Source organism: Mammaliicoccus sp. L-M44, from assembly GCF_022386355.1.
Taxonomy (GTDB): domain Bacteria; phylum Bacillota; class Bacilli; order Staphylococcales; family Staphylococcaceae; genus Mammaliicoccus; species Mammaliicoccus sciuri_A.
This window is the reverse complement of record NZ_JAJNIU010000019.1, coordinates 1-23,667: the sequence shown is the minus strand read 5'-3', so window position 1 is coordinate 23,667 and position 23,667 is coordinate 1. Positions and strand designations below refer to the sequence as shown.

The following is a 23,667-nucleotide window of genomic DNA, read 5'->3' as shown; positions in this document are numbered from 1 at the left end:
GATTACATATATAGAAATCCATTTATAATTTGAACAGGGGTAGTATAATGAGTGAAAATAAAAATAGAGTGACAGTGGTTATAAATGATCAACATTATACAATTATTGGTGAAGACGATCCATCACATATTCGATATGTAGCTGGTAGAGTAGATGAAAAGTTGCAAGCGCTCGGGCAATTAAATGCAGGCTTGGATACAACGCGTAAATCTGTTCTTACAGCTGTTAATGTTATGCATGAATATGTTAAATTAGAAGAAGAAAATGAAAAGTTAAGAGAAGAAATCAAACAATTAAAAAATAAAGGACATTTAGAATGATAACATTACTTATATTTTTATGTTTAATTATAGGTGTCATCATTGGATATAGACGTAGTTTAGTATTACAATCATTACATTCTATCGGCACGATTAGTTCATTGGTGATTGCCAGCATTTGTTACGCACCATTTAGCAAGCAATTGCATTTAATATTACCTTATCCGAGTGCGTCTACAGAAGGTAAGAATGCAATATTTAATAATATTAATAATGAGAATGCATTTTATAATATTATGGCGATTCTCATTTTATTTGTTTTTACTAAAATAATTTTACAAATTGTAGCAACAGTATTTGATTTTTATCATCAAATGGAATTTGGTGGTAAATATGCAAGGTACTATGGTATCGTACTTGGATTTATAGAAGCGTATTTAGTTGTAATTCTCATTTTAGCAGCGGTTGCGGTAATTCCCGTAGCACCTTTTATAGATGCGTTACAACAGTCTTCTATTGGAAATGCAGTATTAACAAAGACACCATTCTTATCTGATCAATTAGTAAAATGGCTTTCAAATTAAATGAATTCATATTGAAAAAAGTCATGGGAGAACCTATGACTTTTTTTACGGAGGAATAGACATGTTAACAAAAAAAGATATCGTAAAAATGTTAGAAACAATTGCAATATACATGGAAATTAAAGGTGAGAATCCATTTAAAGTATCAGCATACAGAAAAGCAAGTCAATCATTAGAAACAGATGAAAGAACGTTAAACGAAATTGAAGATGTGACATCATTAAAAGGCATAGGTAAAGGTGTAGGCGATGTCATAAATGAATATATAGATAATGGGACACAAAGTTATTTAGATGAGTTAAAACAAGAAATTCCAGAAGGGCTTATTCCATTATTAAAAATACCTGGATTAGGTAGTAAAAAAATTGCGAAATTATATAAAGAATTAGATATAAAAAATAAAGAAGATTTAATCAAAGCGTGTGAAAATAATCAAGTGTCTGAATTACCAGGATTTGCGAAAAAGACTGAACAAAAACTTCTTGAAGAAGCGAAAGTGTTAGGGCAACGACCTGAAAAATATCCAATCAATACTATGATTAAAGCACATGAAGTGATTAATCAATTTTTAGATAATATTGAAGACATTATTCAATATCAAGTTGCAGGTAGTTTCAGAAGAATGAAAGAAATGAGCAAAGACTTAGATTATATTATTTCGACTGAAGAACCTACAAAAGTACAACAAGCACTACTTGAGTTTCAAGGTATTAAAGAACAAATTGCTGTTGGGCAAACGAAAGTTTCTCTAGATTTACAAATTGAAGATGATGTTATTGGTGTTGATTTTAGACTGATTCAACCAGAAGCTTTCTATCATACATTGCAACATTTTACAGGTTCTAAAGACCATAATATAAAAATTAGACAACTTGCTAAACAAAAAAATGAAAAAGTAAGTGAGTATGGTATAGAAGAAGCAAATGGTAACATCATTACTTATCAAAGTGAAAAGGAAATTTATGATCATTTTAACGTGCCATTTATACCACCAACAATGCGTGAGGATGGTACAGAATTTGATAAAGATATTCAAGATATCATACAGTTAGAAGATATTAATGGTGATATTCATATGCATACAACTTATAGTGATGGTGCATTTAAACTTGAAGAAATGATTGAAGCGGCAATTGAACGACAATATCAATTTATTTGTATTACAGACCATTCTAGAAGTTTAGCAGTAGCAAATGGATTATCTATTGAACGTTTATTGGAACAAAACGAAAAAATTAAAAAACTAAATGAATCATATAAAGAAATTGATATTTATAGTGGTACAGAAATGGATATTAAACCAGATGGTAGTTTAGATTATCCAGATGAAGTATTAAAAGAATTAGATTATGTGATTGCAGCAATCCACCAAAGTTTCAATCAATCTGAAGAAGAGATTATGAATAGACTTAGAACTGCATGTGAAAATCAATATGTCAGACATATAGCACATCCGACAGGTAGAATTATTGGCAGAAGAGAAGGATACCGTCCTAATATTGATGAACTTATTAAAATGGCAAGAGATACTAATACAGTATTAGAACTGAATGCTAATCCACAACGATTAGATTTAAGCGCTGACGTATTAAAAAATAATCCTGACCTAATGATTACAATCAATACAGATGCCCATCATATTGATCATTTTGATTTCATGAAATATGGTGTTGGGACGGCTCAAAAAGGTTGGGTTAAAAAATCACAAGTTATTAATGCTAAATCACGTGAAGCATTTAAAAAATGGATCCAATCAACAAAATAAAGTATTAAAAGAAGAGGGAAGATAATATGAATGAGAAAACATTAAAAGTTCTTGAATATCCCTTAATTATTCAACAATTGTCTACTCATGCGACAAGTGATATTGCTGAACGCCTTATTAACGAACTTAAACCAAGTGATAAACTTGAAACAGTTCAGCAAAGTATAAATGAAACAGACGAAATGACTCAAATTTATAATAAACATAGAGTACCTGGGTATTCAGGGCTAAAAGATATTAAATCCTATGTAAGACGTGCAGAAATTGGCAGTTTGTTAAACGTTGAAGAATTAAACCAAATTAAACGTAATATTCAAGTTCAAAATAGATTTAAAACATTTTACGCAAGTATTGTTGATGAAGATGAAGCAATTCTTTATCCAAATATCGATGGTTATGTTGCACAATTGCCAGTTTTAAGTGACTTACTAAATCAAATAAGTGAACAGTGTGATGAACACGATTTGTTTGATACGGCAAGTCCGAAATTAGCTGAATTGAGACATCAAATTAAAAAAACGAACGATCGCATTAAATCAAGATTAGAGCAAATGGTTAGATCTTCAGCTAATCAGAAGAAATTATCGGATTCAATTGTAACGGTTAGAAATGATAGACATGTACTTCCGGTTAAAGCAGAATATCGTCAAGATTTTAATGGTATCGTGCATGATCAATCTGCATCTGGCCAAACATTATATATTGAACCGAGTGCAATTGTTGAAATGCATAATCAAATCGCTCAAGTTAAAGCTAAAGAAAAAGAAGAAAAAGATAGATTGTTATATATTCTGACAGAACAAGTTAGCGAAGTAGGCTATGAATTACTTTCAAGCACTGAAGTTATGGGGCATTTAGACTTTGTGACAGCAAAAGCAAAATTTGGTGCAACTATTAAAGCTACTAAACCAATCATATCTGAAGATAGAGCGATATATTTACCTAAAGCAAGACATCCATTAATTAATCAATCAGAAGTTGTCAGCAATACGATTGAATTTAAAGAAGACATTAATGCTGTTATTATTACAGGTCCTAATACAGGTGGTAAGACCGTTACTTTAAAAACAGTTGGTTTAATCACGTTAATGGCACAATCTGGTTTGTTAATTCCGACATTAGATGGCGCAATTATAACGATATTTAAGAAAGTATTTTGTGACATTGGTGACGAACAATCTATTGAACAATCGTTATCGACGTTTTCATCACATATGAAAAATATCGTCAATATTATTGATCAAGCGGATAAAGATTCATTAATATTATTTGATGAATTAGGAGCAGGAACTGATCCTAGTGAAGGTGCAGCATTAGCAATGAGTATTTTAGATTATACGATTGAAAGAGATGCTTTAATCATGGCAACAACACATTATCCTGAACTTAAAGCATATAGTTATAATCGAGAAAAAGTGATGAATGCGAGTGTTGAATTTGACGTTGAAACATTAAGACCAACTTATAAATTATTAATGGGCATACCAGGACGTTCAAACGCATTTGAAATCTCTAAAAAATTAGGGCTTAAAAATGAACTCATCAATCATGCGAAATCACTGATTGGTCAAGATGAAAAAGAAATCAATGTCATGATAGAATCACTTGAGAAAAATGCTAAATCTGTCGAAAATGATCGAATTGAAGTTGAAAAATTAAAAAAGGAATCTATTGACTTACATCAATCATTAACACAAGAATTACAACGCTTTGAAAACTTCAAAACACAATTGATGGATGAAGCAAGAAATAAAGCCAATCAAGAAGTTAAACAGAAGACTGAAGAAGCGGAAACAATCCTTCAAGAACTAAGAGATATGCGAGATAATTCAGCCGCAAATGTAAAAGAGCATGAACTCATTGAGCGAAAGAAACGACTTGATAATCAATATACATCGCAATCACTGAAACAAAATGTTAAGAAAGAACGTCACGATAAAATTGAAAAAGGTGATGACGTTAAAGTATTATCATATGGTCAAAAAGGTGAAGTTATCGATGTGATCAGCGATGAAGAAGTAGTTGTTCAGATGGGTATACTAAAAATGAAAATAGAAGTAAAAGATTTAGAAAAACTAGATAAAAAGAAACAACAGCCAAGTAAAGTTGTTCCTAGAACGAATCGCTCTACTATAAAAATGGATTTAGATTTACGAGGTTACCGATATGAAGATGCTATGTTAGAATTAGACCAATATATCGATCAAGCAGTACTTTCTAATTACGGTACAGTGAATATTATTCATGGTAAAGGTACAGGTGCATTACAAAAAGGTGTAGCTGACCATCTTAAAAAACATCGTTCTGTAGATTCATATCGTACAGGTATGCCTTCAGAAGGTGGATTTGGTGTTACTGTTGTAACTTTGAAATAAGGAGGAAACATATTGGATAATTTTGATATGTATAAACTAGCTAAAGTATTACTCGTTATTTCTGCTTTAACATTTATAGCAGGTATTGCATACTTAATATTTTTATAAGGAGGAATTTTCTTGATAAATACAAATGTTGAAAACCACGTTCTTTATATACAATTAAATCATGGACCGGTAAATGCTTTAAATGAGGCAGTATTAAATAATATTATTGAAGTAATTGAAACACAAGGTTTCGATGAAGATGTGAAAGTTATCGTTATAAAAGGTAATGAAAAATGTTTCTCTGCAGGTGCAGATATTAAATCATTCCCAGAACTAACTAAACATGAAAGATTAGATTTAGCTTCTACAAGTGCTAAATTATTTAGATTGATTAAGACATGTCATAAGCCAGTTATTAGTTCGATTCATGGTGTTTGTCTAGGCGGTGGCTTTGAACTTGCTTTAGCATGTGATATGAGATTAATCACGAAAGATACAAAAGTAGGATTACCTGAAATTAACTTAGGTATATTCCCAGGCTTTGGTGGTGTCAGACGATTATCCGCTATGGTAGGACAACATAAAGCATTACAAGCTGCGTTAACTGGTGAGAATATCAATTTAGAAGAAGTTAAACATTTATTTAATGAAATAGTTGAAGATAAAGAAGCATTAGAACAGGCTACTGAAAAATTAGCCACTACAATCGCTTCTAAATCTTTAGACTCTATTAAAGTCATCAAGCAAATGTCTAATTTAGATTTATCATTAGAAAGTGATCAAATTGAAGAAAGACATTTTGTTGATATTATTGAAAGCGACAATGCAAAAGAAGGTATTGATGCATTTATAAACAAAAGAAAACCTGAATTTAAGTGATTGCTAATATAGTTCATATCAAGTACAATACACTTTGAGCAAACAACATGCATTGCAAAATAAAGCGTGCTATACTCTCATTATCATAAGTTAACAAGGAGGATTTTTCCAATGGCATTATTAAAAGCAACAGATGCAAATTTCGATGAACAAATCAAAGAAGGCGTTAGTTTAGTGGACTTCTGGGCACCATGGTGTGGACCTTGTAAAATGATCGCGCCAGTATTAGAAGATTTAGCTAAAGACGTTGAAGGTAAAGCTAACATCGTTAAATTAGACGTAGATGAAAACCAAGCAACAGCAGCTAAATACGAAGTTATGAGTATCCCAACTTTAATCGTATTTAAAGATGGCGAAGCTGTAGATAAAGTAGTAGGTTTCCAACCTAAAGAACAACTAGAACAAGTATTATCTAAACATTATTAATCGTTACAACCTATGATTAATTCAAACTGTCTACAAAGCATATGACTTTGTAGGCAGTTTTTATGTGATGATAGATATTTATATAGAACGTATGTTTTGGTCAATGTGAATTTTATTGATATAATGAATTTAAAAAGGTAGGTGATAAAGGTGGAAGACTACCAAAAGAAAATTAAGCAAAAACTTGAAGTTTTACCAACAGAGCCTGGATGTTACATCATGAAAGATAGACAACAAACGGTTATATATGTGGGAAAAGCTAAACGATTAAGAAACAGAGTTCGTAGCTATTTCACAGGTGCACATGATGAAAAGACAACTCGACTCGTAGGTGAGATTAGAGATTTTGAATTTATCGTAACTTCAAGTGAAATAGAATCTTTATTACTTGAACTTAACTTAATCAAAAAACATCAACCACGCTATAATATATTATTAAAAGATGACAAAAGTTATCCATTTATAAAAATTACACAAGAAAAACACCCTAGACTTATCGTGACGAGAACTGTAAAAAAAGATTCGGGTAAATACTTCGGACCATATCCTAATGCTTATGCCGCACATGAAACGAAAAAATTACTAGATAGAATTTATCCGTTAAGAAAATGTGTCACAATGCCAAATAAAGTATGTCTGTATTATCATATTGGACAATGTTTAGGACCTTGCGTTTATCCAGTCGAACAAAGCGAGTATCAAACGATGATTAAAGAAATTACTGATTTTCTAAATGGTGATGACAAAACAATCGTCAATGACTTAAACGTGAAGATGAATCAAGCGAGTGAAGCTTTGAAGTTTGAAGAAGCGAAAGAATACCGTGACTTAATACAACATATTGAAATGTTAAATTATAAACAGAATATGATGTCAGCTGACATGACGATGAGAGATATATTTGGTTATTCGGTTGATAAAGGGTGGATGTGTATTCAAGTATTCTTTATTAGACAAGGTAAATTAATTGAAAGACAAGCATCTATGATACCCATTATTCAAACTGCTGAAGAAGAATTCTATACATTTATTGGACAATTCTATTCTTTAAATCAACATTTAACGCCTAAAGAAATTCATATTCCGAAAAATTTAGACATTAAAACAGTTGAGTCAGTTGTTGATTCAAAAGTGGTTCAGCCTAAAAGAGGACAGAAAAAAGAAATGGTGGATCTTGCGATAAAAAATGCCAGCATTTCACTTAAAAATAAATTCGAATTAATTGCGAAAGATGAATCTAGAACGATCAAAGCTATTGAGAACTTAGGAGAGGCTATGGGTATTCAAACTCCGATTAGAATTGAAGCATTTGATAATTCTAATATCCAAGGTGTGGATCCAGTGTCTGTTATGATTGCTTTTGTGGACGGTAAGCCAAGTAAAAAGGACTATCGCAAATATAAAATTAAATCTGTAAAAGGTCCAGATGATTACAAGTCGATGCAAGAAGCGGTACGAAGAAGATACACAAGAGTATTAAAAGAAGGACTGCCAATTCCTGATTTAATTATTGTTGATGGTGGTAAAGGTCATATGTCTTCAGTGAGAGATGTATTAGAAAATGAACTAGGACTTGATATACCAATTGCAGGTCTAAGTAAAAATGACAAACACCAAACTTCAGAATTATTGTACGGATCGCAAGCAGAAATTATCCCACTAAAGAAAAATTCTCAAGAGTTTTATTTACTTCAACGCATTCAAGATGAAGTGCACCGATTTGCAATTAGTTTCCATAGATCAACACGACAAAAAACATCACTTAAGTCAGCTTTAGATGAAATAGAAGGTATTGGACCAAAACGTAAACAATCATTATTAAAACATTTTGGCTCTATTAAAAAAATGAGAGAAGCGAATTTAGAGGATTTTGTGAAAATTGGTGTTCCTAAAAAGGTTGCTCAAAACTTAGTAGATAAGCTCAGTAAATAAATGGTAAAATTACAACAAAAAATCTATATATTTGGGTATGAGAATAATTCTCATGCCCAAATTCATACTTAATGATGTTACAATATACATGTAAATGCTCATCGAATTTTTTTGGGGATGTATGTAATCGTTTTCAGATTATTATATTCTTAATATAACGATAGAGCCATAGATTAAAGTTAGGGGGGACTTCTTTTGGCGTCAAGCGAAAAACAGTTTATTTTACGTCGTATTCATTCATTATTAGGTGTAATTCCTATAGGAATATTCTTAATTCAGCATTTGGTTATAAACCATTTTGCAACGATAAGTCCAGAAGCTTTTAATAAAGCATCAGATTTTATGTGGAACTTACCATTTAAAATTGTTTTAGAAGTTGTAGTTATTTATATTCCTATACTATTCCACGCTATTTATGGATTATACATAGCATTTACAGCTAAAGAAAACGTAGGAAGGCATTCACTATTTAGAAACTGGATGTTCTTATTACAACGTTTAACTGGTATCATTTCATTTATTTTCATAGCTGTTCATGTTTACCAAACACGTATTCAAGCTGCATTAGGACATCACGTTGACTTTGATATGGTTTCAGATATTTTATCTAATCCAATTTCTGTAACGCTATATGTTATTGGTGTATTAAGTGTTATATTCCATTTCTCAAATGGTTTATGGTCATTCTTCATTACTTGGGGAATTACACAATCACCAAAATCACAACGTTTTATGACTTATGTAACTTTATTTGTATTTATCGTAATTAGTATTATTGGCTTAAGAGCTATTTTTGCATTCGTATAGGATTTATACTTTTTAGGGGAGTGACAATTTTTATGGCAAACAACAAAATCATTGTTGTCGGTGGTGGTTTAGCAGGACTAATGGCAACTATTAAAGCTGCTGAACAAGGTGCGCATGTTGATTTATTCTCATTAGTACCTGTTAAACGTTCACACTCTGTTTGTGCTCAAGGTGGTATTAACGGAGCTGTCAATACTAAAGGTGAAGGTGACTCTGTTGACATTCACTTTGATGACACAGTGTATGGTGGAGATTTCCTCGCTAACCAAACACCTGTAAAAAATATGACTGCAGCAGCACCAAGTATCATACATTTATTAGACAGAATGGGTGTAATGTTTAACCGTACACCAGAAGGACTTTTAGATTTCCGTCGATTTGGTGGTACTTTGCATCATAGAACTGCATATGCAGGTGCAACAACTGGACAACAATTACTATATGCATTAGACGAACAAGTTAGAAGTTATGAAGTTAAAGGTTTAGTTACAAAATATGAAGGTTGGGAATTTTTAGGTATTGTTAAAGATGAGGAAGATGCTGCACGTGGTATCATAGCTCAAAACTTAACAGACTCTAAAATCGAATCATTTGGATCAGATGCTGTAATTATGGCAACTGGTGGACCAGGTATCATATTTGGTAAATCTACTAACTCAATGATTAATACAGGTTCAGCAGCTTCTGTTGTTTATCAACAAGGTGCTAAATATGCAAATGGTGAGTTTATTCAAATTCATCCAACTGCAATTCCTGGTGATGATAAATTAAGATTAATGAGTGAATCAGCTCGTGGTGAAGGTGGACGTATTTGGACGTATAAAGACGGTAAACCTTGGTATTTCTTAGAAGAAAAATATCCTGATTACGGTAACTTAGTACCTCGTGATATTGCGACTCGTGAAATATTCGATGTTTGTGTGAACCAAAAACTTGGTATTAACGGTGAAAACATGGTATACCTTGATTTATCACACAAAGATGCACATGAGTTAGATGTTAAGCTTGGTGGCATAATAGAAATATATGAAAAATTCACTGGTGACGACCCTCGTAAAGTCCCAATGAAAATTTTCCCAGCAGTTCATTATTCAATGGGCGGTATCTGGGTAGACTTTGATCAAATGACAAATATTAAAGGTCTATTCGCTGCCGGTGAATGTGACTACTCACAACACGGTGGTAATAGATTAGGTGCAAACTCATTATTATCTGCTATTTATGGTGGTATGGTTGCAGGACCAAATGCAGTTAAATATGCTAATAATATCGAAAAATCATATACAGAATTAGATGAAGAAATTTTCCAAAAACGCATAAATGAAGAACAAGAAAAATTCGATCATTTATTACAACTTAAAGGTACAGAAAATGCTTATAAGTTACACAAAGAATTAGGAGAAATTATGACAGCCAATGTTACAGTTGTTCGTCATAATGATAAACTTCTTGAAACAGATAAGAAAATTGTTGAGTTGATGGAAAGATATCAAAATATTGATATGGAAGATACATCTACTTGGAGTAACCAAGCTGTATTCTTTACGCGTCAATTATGGAATATGTTAGTGTTAGCAAGAGTTATTACGATTGGTGCATATAATCGTAACGAATCACGTGGTGCACATTACAAACCAGAATTCCCAGACCGTAATGATGAAGAGTGGTTAAAAACAACGATTGCTCAATTTAGAGGACCTAAAGAAGCACCAGAATTTTCATATGAAGAAGTGGATATTAGTCACATTAAACCTCGTAAACGTGATTACTCTAAGAAATCTGAAGGAGGTAAATAATTATGGCAGACACTCAAACAGTTGAAAACAATGCACAAGGTCAAAACCAAGAAAACAAAACGATTTCAATCATTATCAAACGTCAAGAAAATGATAAATCTCAACCTTATGAAGAAAAATTTGAGATTCCTTATAGACCAAATATGAACGTTATTGCAGCTTTAATGGAAATCCAAAGAAATCCGATTAAGTCAAATGGTGAGAAGACGACACCAGTAACTTGGGATATGAACTGTCTTGAAGAAGTTTGTGGTGCATGTTCTATGGTTATTAACGGTAAAGCTCGTCAATCATGTTCAGCTATTATTGATCAATTGGAACAACCAATTAAACTTGAACCAATGAAGACATTCCCAGTTATTCGTGATTTACAAGTTGACCGTTCTCGTATGTTCAATAACTTGAAAAAAGTTAAAGCATGGGTACCAATTGATGGTACTTATGACTTAGGACCAGGACCTCGTATGCCTGAGAAAAAACGTCAAACAGCATATGAACTTTCTAAATGTATGACATGTGGTGTATGTTTAGAAGTTTGTCCGAACGTAAACGTGAATAATAATTTCATGGGTGCTCAAGCAATTTCTCAAGTTCGTTTATTCAACTTGCATCCAACTGGTAGCATGACTAAAGATGAACGTATTAAAGCACTTATGTCTGATGGTGGTATACAAGAATGTGGTAGTTCTCAAAACTGTGTAAATGCTTGTCCAAAAGGTATTCCTTTAACAACATCAATCGCAGCAATGAACAGAGAAGCTACTTTCCAAATGTTTAAATCATTCTTCGGTTCAGATCACGAAGTAAACTAATAAAGATATGAGAGGCTGGGACATAATTTTATGTCTTGGCCTCTTATTTGTTTATTTATATAACATAAAGACCAATTCATTAACTGCATATAAGGGTATGTGTTATTATTATTAATATAAGTTTGATGAGAAAAGAGGTACAAACAACTATGGAAGAAATTACAAAACAGATTGAATATTCGTTAAGACATATAGTAGAAAGAACGAAATTAAAATCAAGAGGGCAGTTAAAGGTTTATGATATAACACCGCCTCAATTTATTGCTTTACAATGGCTCAATGAGCATGATCAAATTACAATTGGTGAGTTATCTAAACGTTTATTTTTAGCATATTCTACAACTACAGATATAGTAGATAAGCTTGAGAAAAAAGAACTCGTTCAAAGAATTCAATCTGAGAAAGATAAAAGAGTATTCCACGTCAAGTTATTAGAAAAAGGCACGGCACTTATTGACGAAGTTGTTCAAGCGAGACAAATTTATACTGAAGATCTTCTATCTATTATGGAAGATGAAGATAAAATAAAGTTTAATGAAGCGTTAGAAATTATGTTAAAAAGAATGCGAAGTGAAGATGAATGAATAAACCAATTGGCGTAATCGACTCAGGGATTGGTGGTTTAACGGTTGCTAAAGAAATCATGCGGCAACTGCCAAATGAGACGATATTTTATTTAGGTGATATTGGAAGGTGTCCGTATGGCCCGAGAACAAGAGAAGAAGTTAAATCATTTACCATTCAATTAGCTAACTTTTTAGTTGAAAAAGATATTAAAATGCTAGTCATCGCATGTAACACAGCTACTGCGGTTGCTTTGAAACCTTTACAAGAAATGTTATCAATACCCGTGATTGGAGTTATTGATCCAGGTTCAAGAACAGCAATTATGACAACTAAAAATAATCGTGTACTTGTTCTTGGTACTGAAGGGACAATTAAATCTGAAGCATATAGACGAAGTATCAAATCTATTAATCCTCAAGTAGAAGTTAAAGGAGTCGCTTGTCCAGGATTCGTTCCTTTAGTTGAACAAATGAGATATAAAGATCCGACGATTACGAGTATTGTTATCCATCAAACGCTTAAACAGTGGCGATATGATGATTCAGATACAGTAATTTTAGGATGTACACATTATCCACTACTATATGATGCGATTCATCAGTATTTTGATGATGGCAAGACAATTATATCTTCAGGTTTAGAAACAGCAAGAGAAGTAAGTGCATTATTGACTTTTAGTAATGAGCATTCTTATTATACACCAAATCCGAAACATCAATTTTTTGCAAATGGTGATGTTGAACATATTACGAGAACGATTAAAGAGTGGCTACATATAGAAGATGCTCATGTTGAACGAATAACATTGTAAGGAGAGATAAATATGAAAGATATTATTATTGCATCAAATAACCAAGGAAAGATAAATGACTTTAAAACAATTTTTCCAAAAGCAAATGTGATAGGTATTTCTGAAATTGCACCAGATTTTGATGTAGAAGAAACGGGTACAACATTTGAAGAGAATGCAATTTTGAAAGCAGAAGCGGCTTCAAAACAATTAAATAAAATCGTTATTGCTGATGATAGCGGATTATCTGTAAAAGCTTTAAATGGTGAACCAGGTATTTATTCAGCAAGATATGCAGGGACACAAAAAAATGATCAAGATAATATAGAAAAATTATTAACAAACTTAAAGGGTATAGAAGATAGAGCAGCAGAATTTGTTTGCGCCATTGCTGTAAGTGAGCCTGGCAAAGAAACTGTTACATATGTAGGTAAAGCACCTGGTGAAATTATAGACGAACCACGAGGGGAAAATGGATTTGGTTATGACCCAATTTTCTTTGTACCATCACAAGACAGAACGATGGCAGAATTAACTGCTGCAGAAAAAAGTGCAATCAGTCACCGTGGTAATGCAATTAAATTAATGAATGAAGATATAGGGGAGCGATTCCAATGAAATGGTTAATTGTTAGCGATAATCATGGCGAACAAGGCATACTTCATGAAATATACGAAAAAAATAAAGACGCAGATTTATTTTTACATTTAGGTGATTCTGAATTCGACTATAACGATACAGAACTAAGTTTGTATCAAAGAGTTAAAGGAAATTGTGATTTCGATCCGCAATTTCCAATAGAAGAACAAGGTGAAATAGAAGGTATTGGCTATTTCTATACACATGGACATAGATATGATATTAAAGGATCTAGAGAAGTATTAAGTGCCCATGCTAAAAATAACCATGCTAAATTTGCATTTTATGGACATAGTCATATAGCATTGTGCGAGACAATAGATGGTGTTTACTGTATCAATCCAGGAAGCATCTCTCAAACAAGAGGCCAGTGGGAAGAAACATATGCCATCATCGAATTCGACGAAGCACTAAATAATGCGACATTAACATATTTAAATAGAAATAATGAAGAAATAGAAAAATTATCATTAGCACTTTAAATATATATTTTGCAAAACAAAAATGGCAAATAGATTTTATTTATTGAGATATTCTTACGAATATCTCAATTTTATTAAAAATTTAGAATAAACTTTCAATTAAACAAAAATTGTTTTATAATTATGAATGTCGTTAATTTTATGTAAAAACTAATAAGTTATAATACGTAGGAGGGGTAGAGATGGGCAGAACACACGTTACATCAGTTATTAATGATGATGAGTTTTGTATAAATAAAAACGAATATAACGACTTACATAAGAACGAAAACATATATGTATTAACAGCAAACGGACTTGTACATGCGAGTGTTATAGAAATATTTGAAGATAAATCTTTGTGTAAAGCCGAAAAAGCCAATACAGTTAAAGTTAATGACATAGTTATCACCGAATAAAAGTAAAATAAAATAACTAAACGTGTAATAATACTTCGAAAGCGATTTAATAAACCTTTTTCTTTTTAAAAAGTATTGATAAATCAGTATCTATTCGATATAATTATTCTTGTGTTGAAAATGTCCTGGTAGCTCAGCTGGATAGAGCAACGGCCTTCTAAGCCGTCGGTCGGGGGTTCGAATCCCTCCCAGGACGTAAATTACCAATATCCCGTTGTATCTCGTTACTAGTAACGTAGATATGACGGGATTTTTTTGTATATATAAATGGCTTCTTAAATAGCGTAACTGCGCCAACACTGCACCAAGATGTATAAATTACTTAGGATATTTTTAAGTTCCTTTGTAAAGGTAAAGAAGGGTGCATGTGTCAAATATGTGTCAAAAGTATAACTATGTACAACGTGGATCATCAAGTATTTATGTTGTAGATTATTTCCGTAATTTTCTATTTGATAACTTTCTCTAAAATGATCGCTAAGTCATTTTTATCTGGATAACAATTTTTTATTTGAAAGTCATTTTTGATATTTAAAATGAGCATGCTTTTCCATTTATTAAAAGTTTTAGTTTGAATTTTTTCGTACCCTTTACTTTTTAATATGCTTATTTGTTTATCCATAAGCATTTGCGCAATTCCATGATTTCGATTATTTTTTTCAACGCCACCTAACCAACTGTAGAATGTTGATCTATCCATTTCATATCCAATTTTATATCCAACAATTGTTTTTTCTTTATAGGTGACTAAAATTATAATTTTATTTTTACTTAAGAACTTTTCGTTTAAACTTTCATTTGTATCGAAGATTTCATTGTGTATTTTAGATAGTTCTTTATTTTCCGACTCAGGTAATGAATTATAAAACTCTTTTATATGTATCATTGTTATCACCTATATTTTATATTCTATAAATAGTTATTGAACGATCTTACCAATCAGCTTGAATTGATTGTGTGGTTCAACTTTTATAGTTTCATATTTTGGGTTTAACGATATAAGGTTAATTTCATCTCCAAGGATTTCTATCCTTTTTATTAATAGCGTTTCATTATATATCACTAAAGCTATTAAACCATTTCTTATTTCATTAGTTCTTCGTACAAAAGCATACGTTTCACTCTTTATTGCTGGCTCACATGAGTCGTTATTTACATATACACAAAAATCAGCTGTTTCAATTAAATAATCATCTACTTCATTTTTATCAAAATTAACTGTATCATTATTGACCTCATCTAATAATGTTTTACCAATAATATTGCCAGTAGTTCCAATTAAAGCAATGGGTATCTTTTTGTTTTTGATATTATAATTTCGTTTGTTTTCATGAATAACAGATATTTTACTTGGAATATCCCTTTGCATCTTTAGTTGTTCTTTAGCATAATTTAGAACTCTATTTTGATTTTGTGCTTTAAGTTCTGATGAAACTTCATGTATATTTGTAAGAATTGTTGAGTCTTGAAAGTTTTCAACTAAATCAGATTTATTAATGCCAAAGTATTGTGCTAGCATCTCAATCTTATCGATACGAGGATATGTTTTAGCGTTAATCCAATCTGAAACAGTCATATACTTTAAATTTAAATCAGAACATAATTTGTTTCTGTCGATATCAAGCTTTTCCATATAATATTTTATATTAGTAGCCATTATATCTTTGTTCCCAATCATAATATCAATCCTTTCACATTTTATTTTATGGTTTAACCATAAAAAAAGTAAAGAATAATGAAGAAATTTAATAGTTGATTTCACGGTTTAACCGTGATAAATTGTTGTTAGAAAGTATTAGTGAGAATGAAGCCATATATGAAACTAGATGATAAAGATTGAGATGAAGTTTGTATAATAAAGCAAAAAAGTATAAACGAATAATAAATATTAGAAGACATAGAAATCACTTCATAATCAACAACGAATTTTGTCTAACAAGCATGAAAGGGGTGATATTATGAATAATAATTATGTAACTCAAGAGCAATTTAGTGAACATAAAGCACATATGAATAATAGATTTAATAGTATAGAAAGAAATATTGAAAACTTGCAGAAGAATATAATTAATGAAATTAAAGTGGAATTTTCTAAAGATGCTAAAAGCACAAAGAGATGGTTAATTGGTACTTCATTAACATGTGGATCACTTTTTATAGTTTTTATAGGCTTAGTAGGTAGAATTTTTGGTCTATATTAATCAATAAACCCACTAATTAAAGTGGGTTTATTGATTAATATTTAAAAGGATTATAAAATTTTATCACTTTCATTTATATTTGAAGCACTAAAAGCTTCTTCTTTAGTGTTAAATCTTGCTAATTCTTTAACTTTTTTTTCTACTATTAGTAGAGTATAGACGTTTTGTTGACCTTTAATCGTATTATCTGGATTCATCCATGTACCATGTTGACCCATGACGATTTTATCATCTTTTAAATATCTTTCGAAAGTCGCTAATTGTAAATTAGCTCTTTCAAGCCAATTTTTTATATCATCAAGTTTTAATATATTTTCCCCTTTAGGTCCTTGAACTTTTAATTCTTCAGAAGTTACGTTTTTTAAAGCTTCTATATTTTTATCATTTGAAAATTGAACCCATTGTTCTGCTATTTCTACAGTTCCCCATTCTCTGTTCATTGAAAGACTCTCCTCATTTTTTATTTGTTTGTTTTTAATTAAAAGATATTCAAGTGAAACATCAAAAATCTTAGATAATTGAATCAAATTATCTATATCTGGATAACCTTGATTTAATTCCCATTTTGAAATACTTTGTCTTGAGACATGAAGTGTTTCAGCTAATTGATCTTGGCTCCAGTTTTTACTTTTTCTTATATTTTTTATTATTTGACCTGTATCGATGTTGACCGCTTCCATACTTTTAATTTTAAAACGCTAAATATTAAAAATCACGCAGTTATTAGTTGCGTTTTTAAATGAGTAACAGTGCTAATTATGGAATAGAGATTAGAAATAGTTGAGGAGATTAGCTTTATACTAATCAAAATTCAAGTTCCATCATATAACCTTCACTTGTTACTTTGAAGTTATTTTTAGTATAAAAATTGGCTGCTAATTTTCCGCCCGTTATTAAGAACATATTATTTATGTTCTCGTTTTTTAATTCGTCTTTGACAAAGTTCATTAATTGCTTACCTATACCGGACCCTTGTAGGTTGGGAATGACATTAAATTCATCGATACAGAATTGATTAAAACCATTAAAATAATAGTCTATACGACCTAAACACATTGCAATAATTTTATGTTCATCTTCTATAACAAATCCTCTAGAATTAAATCCACTCATTGTAGCTTCAATTCTATGTTTAGCTTCTTGTTCAGTCCATTTATTAAACCAAGGCGTTCCAGCATAGGCTGCAACTAAATTGTTTGCGCATTGATTATAATCTTCAACTTTAATATTTCTTAAATTCATAATATGCCTCCTCGTTCTAAATAGTAGATTAAGTTTAACTTATTTGAGCAATTTAAAACAAATTATGTTTCTATAAGTTTTAAAGGAAAGAGAAAAAATATACATGTATTTAAATAATATAGAACAATGAGAGTTAATAAATTATGTGAAAGGTCATAACAAAGCACCTAGCCATTTTCGGCTAAGGTGCTTTGTTATTTCTAAATGAGTAACCATTTTATAATCAACAATTGTTAAGTTATTTTAGAGTATTTATTATTTCATCTTTATTTGACCATTTAAGAATTTGAATTCCTTCATAATCAGCTACTTGTTGTGCTTTTTTCCGAAATGGTATTTTCTAAATCATTAGCGATAATTAACATTTGAGAATTTAAATTATTTCTATTTGGTCTATTATTCTTAACATCACGATAAGCAAATAGATCACTTGTTATTCTGTTATAATCCAGGTTATTAGAAAAATTCACAAGCTTTTCTGATTTTAATTTTGTTCCTGGTATTATAAAATCAATTGAATATTTTATACCAGTTTCACCAGGGATTGCCATTTTAGCAGATCCAGTAATTTCTTCATTATAAAAAAAGTCGAAAACTTCTTCATAAAATAAGTTAGATACATTGGATTTAGTTGTTAAAGTCAAATCGTATATTTTTAATATACCTTGAATTAAATTATGTTTTGATTGTGGAAAGCTGTCACTGTCAACATTTGTTATGATTTCATCATCTTTTAAACTTAAATTAAATTGGTTTAGAATTGAATGAATTAATCTTTTTCGTGTTTTTGTTAAATCAATATCTAAAATGTCTAATTCATTAAATGTTTGGCCATTATCTGATAGTCTAATATGATTATCAGGTAATAAATCTGCGTATATCCTTATATAGTCATTTAAATGGTTTTTAAACGGAGTAGTTATTTCAGTGGAAGTCTCCAACTTTTTATATTTATAATTTTGTTGTAACCATTCAAAATATGTTTGCATTTTTTGTTCGATGATTTCCATGAAATATCACTCCTTTTATAGTAGTTTTGGTGTTATTATAACATCTTTTCTTTTAATATTTGTATAATCAATAAAGAATTCGAGAGAATCTAAAAGTTCATCAATTAGTTCTATATCATCTATTTCATGTAAAGGTATTGCAATGCCACCATTCATATATTCATCAGTAAAAATGTGTATGTGTGGAGTTGGAATTCTTTCATTATTTGGAGGATTAGCATGATCAGATCCATTAACATCAAATCTTACCATACTACATTTATGAGTTATACTATTTAGTATAATTGTTAAATTTTCAGAGTTTCTATGTCCTTTCTTATTAATAATTAATTTGAATTTTTCAGACTTATCAATGATTTGCGTTAAATTATGTTTTGTTTGTTCGCCTATGCCTGGTAAGTTGACAATATTTTTTTCGAAAACTTTTATTTTTTTCGAAAACTTTTATTTTCTTTAATAATTTTTCGTAATTTTCTTTATCCATAAAAATCCTCCCTTATATATGTAAAACCTTTATTGATTTAAATTGTATTGTGTATATTATTGAATATAATTTAGGAAACTGAAAGTGAATAAATATATAGAATGATAGGTGAAGAAATGATAGATGAAATTATCACTAGTTGAATAACAAGTAGTAAAAGGTAGTTTGTAAATTTGATTTTGCACATTTATATTTTAGATTTTCATTAATGAGTATGATTACAATATATTATATATAAAGATTTATTTTTATTCAATGTCGAAATGATTAAAAGTTGTATTCACTTACGACATAATATTGATGTTATAAATAAAGAATTTAAATCTTTAAATTATCAACTAAAAAACAATTGATATTAATTGATATATTTGGTATATTCTGTAAATGTAATGGAGGGTTGCTTATGACATATATAAATTTTTGGAAGCAAACATTCGATTACAAGAATAAATCAAGTTTTCGTGATCTTTTAGTATGCATGTTTGTTAACATTATCATTTTAGTGCTTATTATGGCGCTTGGTGTGATTGTGTCAATTACATGGGAAAATAGTATTGTTAATTTATATTATATTGTTCTTGTCTTAATGATTTTTCCTATGATTGCACTGATAGTTAGAGTAATTAAAAATTATAAATAAATAGTATGAATTGTGAACGAAATGATGAATCTCATCATTTCGTTCTTTTTGTTTATATGAACAAATTTGAAAGCAAATTCAAACAATATAGAACAAAAACGCTAGACTTTAATAAAATAAAAGTCTACAATTAATGTAAGTTTTCAAATTTTAAAAAGGGGTGTTTAATTTGAATTTTAGTAATAATACATTTGTATGGAGGAAAAAACTGTTTGTCGTTTCAATTGTTTCTGTTATGTTGTTCAGCTTATTAACGCTGACGAATCATCATGTAGAAGCAAAAGACAAAGGGGATGTATTAAAGAGTAATAAGATGAAAGTAAAGGTTGATAAGTCGTTTCCAAGGGTTATTGAATATACTTTGAAAAATGGTAAAAAGATGGATGGCCAAGTTAAAGAAATTAAGACGATTAAAGTGAATGGTAAATCGGTTCAACCGAAAGTTAAGTATAAAAAAATTAATGCGCATGCAGCTCAATATCAATTAATTGCTTCTAATAAGGATAAAAAATAGATGCTGAATTTACAATTGAGATGAAGGTTAAAGATAACCAATTGCATTTTGATATGAAGGATTATAAAAACAAGTTAGATGGTAAAAGTGATGATTCAGTTATAAAAGATTTTGAAATACCTAATCATTCATTAGTTTCTGTGAATTCTAAACAGAAAGGTGCTAACTTACAAACAACACGTATGTCTACAAATACGATGAAAAGTGGCGATAAAAACTTTAAAGTTAATAAAGATATTGAAGATGATTTTAATTATCCAATGATGTATGGTTTTGTTTCAAATGATAAGACGAGTGCAGGTGTTTGGAGTAATTCACAACATTCTGAAGGAACTGGAGAGTTAGATTATACGAGAATAAATGCGACTTCTGAACAAGTAGATAAAGATAAACATGTCGGTTTATCCAGTTCTAAATGGATATTGCAGCCGGGCCAAGGTTATGAAAATGCTAAAGAACAACAATTAATGCCGAAAACAAAAGTTGTTATAACGGATGATGAAAATGGTGATGGAAAAACAGACTGGCAAGATGGTGCTATTGCATCTAGAGCTATCATGAATCATCCGACAGGTTCAGAGTCTGTACCAGATTTAGTTGCACACCGTATCGCAATGAATTTCGGTTCACAAGCACAAAATCCATTTTTAAAATCACTTGATGGTGTTAAAAAAGTTAATTTAAATACGGATGGATTAGGTCAGTCCATTATATTAAAAGGATATGGTAGTGAGGGTCACGATTCTGGTCATCTTGATTATGATAATATTGGTCAACGTATCGGTGGCGCAGAAGATATGAAGAAATTACTTAAGAACGGTAAGAAATATGGTGCAAAGTTTGGCGTACATATTAATGCGAGTGAAACATATCCAGAGTCTAAAGCATTTAATCCTGACCGTTTAAGAAAAAATGAAGACGGTACGTATAATTATGGTTGGAATTGGTTAGATCAAGGTATTAACATTGATGCAAAATATGACATGTTGCACGGTAGAAAAGACCGATTAAAAGCTTTTAAAGATAAAGTAGTCATTAAACGTAAATCTAATGATTATGAAAATGATAAAGAAAACTATAGATCTAGAACGATAACGTTAAATGGTCAAAAGATATTAGATGGCAATAAATATTTAATTCCATGGAACTGGGATGAAAATGGTAAGCAATTAAACAGTAGAACCAAAAGCTCTATCATTATAATGAAGATGGTGGAGAATCAACTTGGGAATTACCAAAAGGTTGGAACAGTAAGCATTTAAAATTATACCAACTAACAGAGCATGGTCGTCAATATGTTGATAATGTACGTGTTAAAGATGGTAAAGTTACTTTAAGCAATGTTAAAGCAAATACACCGTATGTATTGTATAAATCAAAACAACATAACGAGAAAGTAAAATACGGAGAAGATATGCATATTAAAGATCCAGGATTTAATGCAGAAAATCTTAAAGATTGGAAAATTAAAGGGTCTAAAAAAGACGTTTCTATTACGAAATCTAATAGTAGTGACAATATGTTAACGATTAACAATCCGAAAAAAAATGTTGAATTGAAACAAAAATTAACAGATTTGAAACCTGGTAAACAATATGCAGTTTATGTTGGTGTGGATAATCGAAGTGATCAAAAAGCACGTATTAGTGTAGATGCAGATGGTACATCACATCAAAATTATACAACTAAATCCATCGCTAAAAATTATGTTAAAGCTAACGCTCATAATACAACTAAAGAATCTGCAACGAAAGGTAATGACAGTTATTTTCAAAATATGTATGTGCACTTTAAAGCACCTAAAAATGGTAAAGCAACTTTAACGCTCTCTAGAGATAAAGGTGAAGGTGTCACTTATTTTGATGACATTCGAATTTTCGAAAATGATCAACAATTATATTCACAAGATAAAGTATTTAAACAAAATTTTGAAAAAGTACCTCAAGGCATATTCCCATTTGTCGTATCTGATATTGAAGGTGTAGAGGATAATAGAACACACTTATCTGAAAAACATGCACCTTATACACAACGTGGGTGGAATAATAAACGTATAAGTGATGTTATCGATGGTACATGGTCATTAAAAATTAATGGTCAAGTAGAAAAGAATAAACTTGCTTATCAAACGATACCGCAAAACTTTAGATTTGAGCCAAATAAGACATATGAAGTTTCATTCGATTATGAAGCAGGATCCGATGACACATATGCTTTCGCTACAGGTAACGACAGTATTGATAATCAAAAATACAAAGAAACACCATTGAAAGGTACTGTAGATAATAAAAAACATCGTCAATTCAAAACGAAAATTAAAGGTCATAAAAATGGTCAAACTTGGATTGGCATAGCGTCAACAGATAAGAAGGCAGACAATAAAGGTGTTAAAAATGAAGGCCAAGTGAACTTTGAAGGAACTAAAGATTTCGTACTAGATAATTTAGTCATTAAAGAAGTAAAAGAGGATTAAGTAAAAATGGGTCTGGGACAGAAATGTTCTAGACTCATTTTCATATTTTTAGAAATAGGATGGGAGAAGATTGCAAGTGAAGCGTGACATGCAATGTTGGAGGTCTGAATATTGCAAGTGAGGTGCGACAAGCAATGTTGAGGACCTTGTATTTATCAAGACTGACCAAACAAGATAAACATACTAAGATTAGCTGTGAAGAAATCTATGACGATAGATTTTTTTACAGCTATTTTTTATAGTTGTAGAGAGAAGTAGACTGAAGAGTCTATTGGGTTTCAAATCCGTAAGATAAACTAGTCAGCTTAACTCTCACCTTTTGAAATTCGGTTGTAGTATGTAGGGCTCTTGAAGTCGTGTATAGGAAAGTGAAATGGGAAATGTTAATTAAGCTTGAAGATTCTCAATTAAAATAAGGAGGTTGTTAGATGAATTATTTTGGCATTGATATTAGTAAAAGAACAAGTGTTATTGCCCATTATCAAGACGATATTTTTCAGAAAGAATTCACCATTCAAAATAATAAAAATGGGTATAACCAGCTACTTAATTATTTGAATGAAATGGATCAATTTCAGTTTGTATTTGAAGCCACAGGCATTT

At 30.7% G+C, this 23,667-nt stretch carries 24 protein-coding genes, 1 tRNA gene and 3 pseudogenes; 22 read left to right on the top strand and 6 right to left on the bottom strand.

Going from position 1 to position 23,667, the window contains the following annotated elements:
* Window positions 1-47: 47 nt before the first annotated feature.
* The 16 genes from zapA to LQ611_RS10655 all read left to right on the top strand — a co-directional run bounded on the left by zapA (window position 48) and on the right by LQ611_RS10655 (window position 14,696).
* A complete protein-coding gene (gene zapA, locus LQ611_RS10730; RefSeq protein ID WP_025904633.1) occupies window positions 48-320 on the top strand; it encodes a cell division protein ZapA in 273 nt (90 codons plus the stop codon).
* Window positions 317-844 carry a CvpA family protein gene (locus LQ611_RS10725; RefSeq protein WP_151359399.1) on the top strand — a complete coding sequence of 176 codons (528 nt, stop codon included), beginning with the start codon at window positions 317-319 and terminating at the stop codon, window positions 842-844. The genes zapA and LQ611_RS10725 overlap by 4 nt, the downstream gene beginning before the upstream one ends.
* Before the next feature lie 61 nt (window positions 845-905).
* The gene (polX, locus tag LQ611_RS10720; protein ID WP_210141584.1) at window positions 906-2,609 is read left to right on the top strand and encodes a DNA polymerase/3'-5' exonuclease PolX; all 1,704 of its coding nucleotides are present in this window, start codon (window positions 906-908) and stop codon (window positions 2,607-2,609) included.
* A gap of 26 nt (window positions 2,610-2,635) precedes the next feature.
* Window positions 2,636-4,984 (top strand): endonuclease MutS2, encoded by a 2,349-nt coding sequence (locus LQ611_RS10715; protein WP_210141585.1) that lies wholly within the window; start codon window positions 2,636-2,638, stop codon window positions 4,982-4,984.
* A 120-nt stretch (window positions 4,985-5,104) separates the two neighbouring features.
* The gene (locus tag LQ611_RS10710; RefSeq protein ID WP_210141586.1) at window positions 5,105-5,851 is read left to right on the top strand and encodes an enoyl-CoA hydratase/isomerase family protein; all 747 of its coding nucleotides are present in this window, start codon (window positions 5,105-5,107) and stop codon (window positions 5,849-5,851) included.
* Between the two features lie 111 nt (window positions 5,852-5,962).
* Complete coding sequence (gene trxA, locus LQ611_RS10705; RefSeq protein ID WP_025904628.1) at window positions 5,963-6,277, top strand: thioredoxin; 315 nt, start codon at window positions 5,963-5,965, stop codon at window positions 6,275-6,277.
* A gap of 150 nt (window positions 6,278-6,427) precedes the next feature.
* Window positions 6,428-8,209, top strand: coding sequence for an excinuclease ABC subunit UvrC (gene uvrC / locus LQ611_RS10700; protein WP_210141587.1), 1,782 nt, complete (start codon window positions 6,428-6,430; stop codon window positions 8,207-8,209).
* 195 nt (window positions 8,210-8,404) lie between these two features.
* Entirely contained in the window at window positions 8,405-9,016 is a 612-nt protein-coding gene (locus LQ611_RS10695) for a succinate dehydrogenase cytochrome b558 subunit (RefSeq protein WP_025904626.1), read from the top strand.
* Window positions 9,017-9,048: 32 nt separating this feature from the next.
* Complete coding sequence (gene sdhA / locus LQ611_RS10690; protein WP_037587500.1) at window positions 9,049-10,812, top strand: succinate dehydrogenase flavoprotein subunit; 1,764 nt, start codon at window positions 9,049-9,051, stop codon at window positions 10,810-10,812.
* Between the two features lie 2 nt (window positions 10,813-10,814).
* Entirely contained in the window at window positions 10,815-11,624 is an 810-nt protein-coding gene (gene sdhB, locus LQ611_RS10685; RefSeq protein ID WP_129407118.1) for a succinate dehydrogenase iron-sulfur subunit, read from the top strand.
* Between the two features lie 149 nt (window positions 11,625-11,773).
* Complete coding sequence (locus tag LQ611_RS10680) at window positions 11,774-12,208, top strand: MarR family winged helix-turn-helix transcriptional regulator (RefSeq protein WP_025904623.1); 435 nt, start codon at window positions 11,774-11,776, stop codon at window positions 12,206-12,208.
* Entirely contained in the window at window positions 12,205-13,002 is a 798-nt protein-coding gene (racE, locus tag LQ611_RS10675) for a glutamate racemase (protein WP_025904622.1), read from the top strand. The genes LQ611_RS10680 and racE overlap by 4 nt, the downstream gene beginning before the upstream one ends.
* A gap of 12 nt (window positions 13,003-13,014) precedes the next feature.
* Window positions 13,015-13,599, top strand: a complete 585-nt coding sequence (locus tag LQ611_RS10670) for an XTP/dITP diphosphatase (RefSeq protein WP_048542319.1) — start codon at window positions 13,015-13,017, stop codon at window positions 13,597-13,599.
* Window positions 13,596-14,102 carry a YfcE family phosphodiesterase gene (locus tag LQ611_RS10665; RefSeq protein ID WP_210141588.1) on the top strand — a complete coding sequence of 169 codons (507 nt, stop codon included), beginning with the start codon at window positions 13,596-13,598 and terminating at the stop codon, window positions 14,100-14,102. The genes LQ611_RS10670 and LQ611_RS10665 overlap by 4 nt, the downstream gene beginning before the upstream one ends.
* Before the next feature lie 182 nt (window positions 14,103-14,284).
* Window positions 14,285-14,500: a hypothetical protein gene (locus tag LQ611_RS10660; RefSeq protein ID WP_037587508.1), complete on the top strand. Its 216-nt coding sequence runs from the start codon at window positions 14,285-14,287 to the stop codon at window positions 14,498-14,500.
* Window positions 14,501-14,622: 122 nt separating this feature from the next.
* A tRNA-Arg gene (locus LQ611_RS10655) sits at window positions 14,623-14,696 on the top strand.
* A 252-nt stretch (window positions 14,697-14,948) separates the two neighbouring features.
* On the opposite strand, the gene LQ611_RS10650 is transcribed toward LQ611_RS10655, so the two are convergent.
* Together LQ611_RS10650 and LQ611_RS10645 are read right to left on the bottom strand one after the other, a co-directional pair.
* A complete protein-coding gene (locus LQ611_RS10650; protein ID WP_210141564.1) occupies window positions 14,949-15,386 on the bottom strand; it encodes a GNAT family N-acetyltransferase in 438 nt (145 codons plus the stop codon).
* A 33-nt stretch (window positions 15,387-15,419) separates the two neighbouring features.
* The gene (locus LQ611_RS10645) at window positions 15,420-16,178 is read right to left on the bottom strand and encodes an XRE family transcriptional regulator (RefSeq protein WP_210141565.1); all 759 of its coding nucleotides are present in this window, start codon (window positions 16,176-16,178) and stop codon (window positions 15,420-15,422) included.
* A gap of 280 nt (window positions 16,179-16,458) precedes the next feature.
* Between LQ611_RS10645 and LQ611_RS10640 the strand changes: the two genes are divergently transcribed.
* Window positions 16,459-16,701 carry a hypothetical protein gene (locus LQ611_RS10640; RefSeq protein ID WP_210141566.1) on the top strand — a complete coding sequence of 81 codons (243 nt, stop codon included), beginning with the start codon at window positions 16,459-16,461 and terminating at the stop codon, window positions 16,699-16,701.
* 50 nt (window positions 16,702-16,751) lie between these two features.
* Here LQ611_RS10640 and LQ611_RS10635 read toward each other — a convergent pair whose 3' ends face one another.
* The 4 genes and pseudogenes from LQ611_RS10635 to LQ611_RS14295 form a co-directional block, all read right to left on the bottom strand.
* The gene (locus tag LQ611_RS10635) at window positions 16,752-17,381 is read right to left on the bottom strand and encodes a helix-turn-helix domain-containing protein (RefSeq protein ID WP_239709566.1); all 630 of its coding nucleotides are present in this window, start codon (window positions 17,379-17,381) and stop codon (window positions 16,752-16,754) included.
* A 124-nt stretch (window positions 17,382-17,505) separates the two neighbouring features.
* Window positions 17,506-17,943, bottom strand: a complete 438-nt coding sequence (locus LQ611_RS10630) for a GNAT family N-acetyltransferase (RefSeq protein ID WP_239709565.1) — start codon at window positions 17,941-17,943, stop codon at window positions 17,506-17,508.
* Window positions 17,944-18,181: 238 nt separating this feature from the next.
* Window positions 18,182-18,953, bottom strand: a pseudogene (locus LQ611_RS10625) (DUF1828 domain-containing protein).
* A gap of 15 nt (window positions 18,954-18,968) precedes the next feature.
* Complete coding sequence (locus LQ611_RS14295) at window positions 18,969-19,382, bottom strand: DUF6978 family protein (RefSeq protein WP_374229796.1); 414 nt, start codon at window positions 19,380-19,382, stop codon at window positions 18,969-18,971.
* A 458-nt stretch (window positions 19,383-19,840) separates the two neighbouring features.
* Between LQ611_RS14295 and LQ611_RS10615 the strand changes: the two genes are divergently transcribed.
* From LQ611_RS10615 to LQ611_RS14215, 5 genes and pseudogenes are all read left to right on the top strand, one after another.
* Window positions 19,841-20,077: a hypothetical protein gene (locus LQ611_RS10615; protein WP_239709563.1), complete on the top strand. Its 237-nt coding sequence runs from the start codon at window positions 19,841-19,843 to the stop codon at window positions 20,075-20,077.
* Window positions 20,078-20,246: 169 nt separating this feature from the next.
* Complete coding sequence (locus LQ611_RS14160; protein WP_275583742.1) at window positions 20,247-20,591, top strand: hypothetical protein; 345 nt, start codon at window positions 20,247-20,249, stop codon at window positions 20,589-20,591.
* 20 nt (window positions 20,592-20,611) lie between these two features.
* A pseudogene (locus LQ611_RS14155) lies at window positions 20,612-21,718 on the top strand (endo-alpha-N-acetylgalactosaminidase family protein); the annotation flags it as partial.
* A 287-nt stretch (window positions 21,719-22,005) separates the two neighbouring features.
* Window positions 22,006-23,064, top strand: a complete 1,059-nt coding sequence (locus LQ611_RS14150; RefSeq protein ID WP_275583741.1) for a hypothetical protein — start codon at window positions 22,006-22,008, stop codon at window positions 23,062-23,064.
* 428 nt (window positions 23,065-23,492) lie between these two features.
* Window positions 23,493-23,667 (top strand): annotated as a pseudogene (locus tag LQ611_RS14215) (IS110 family transposase); the annotation flags it as partial.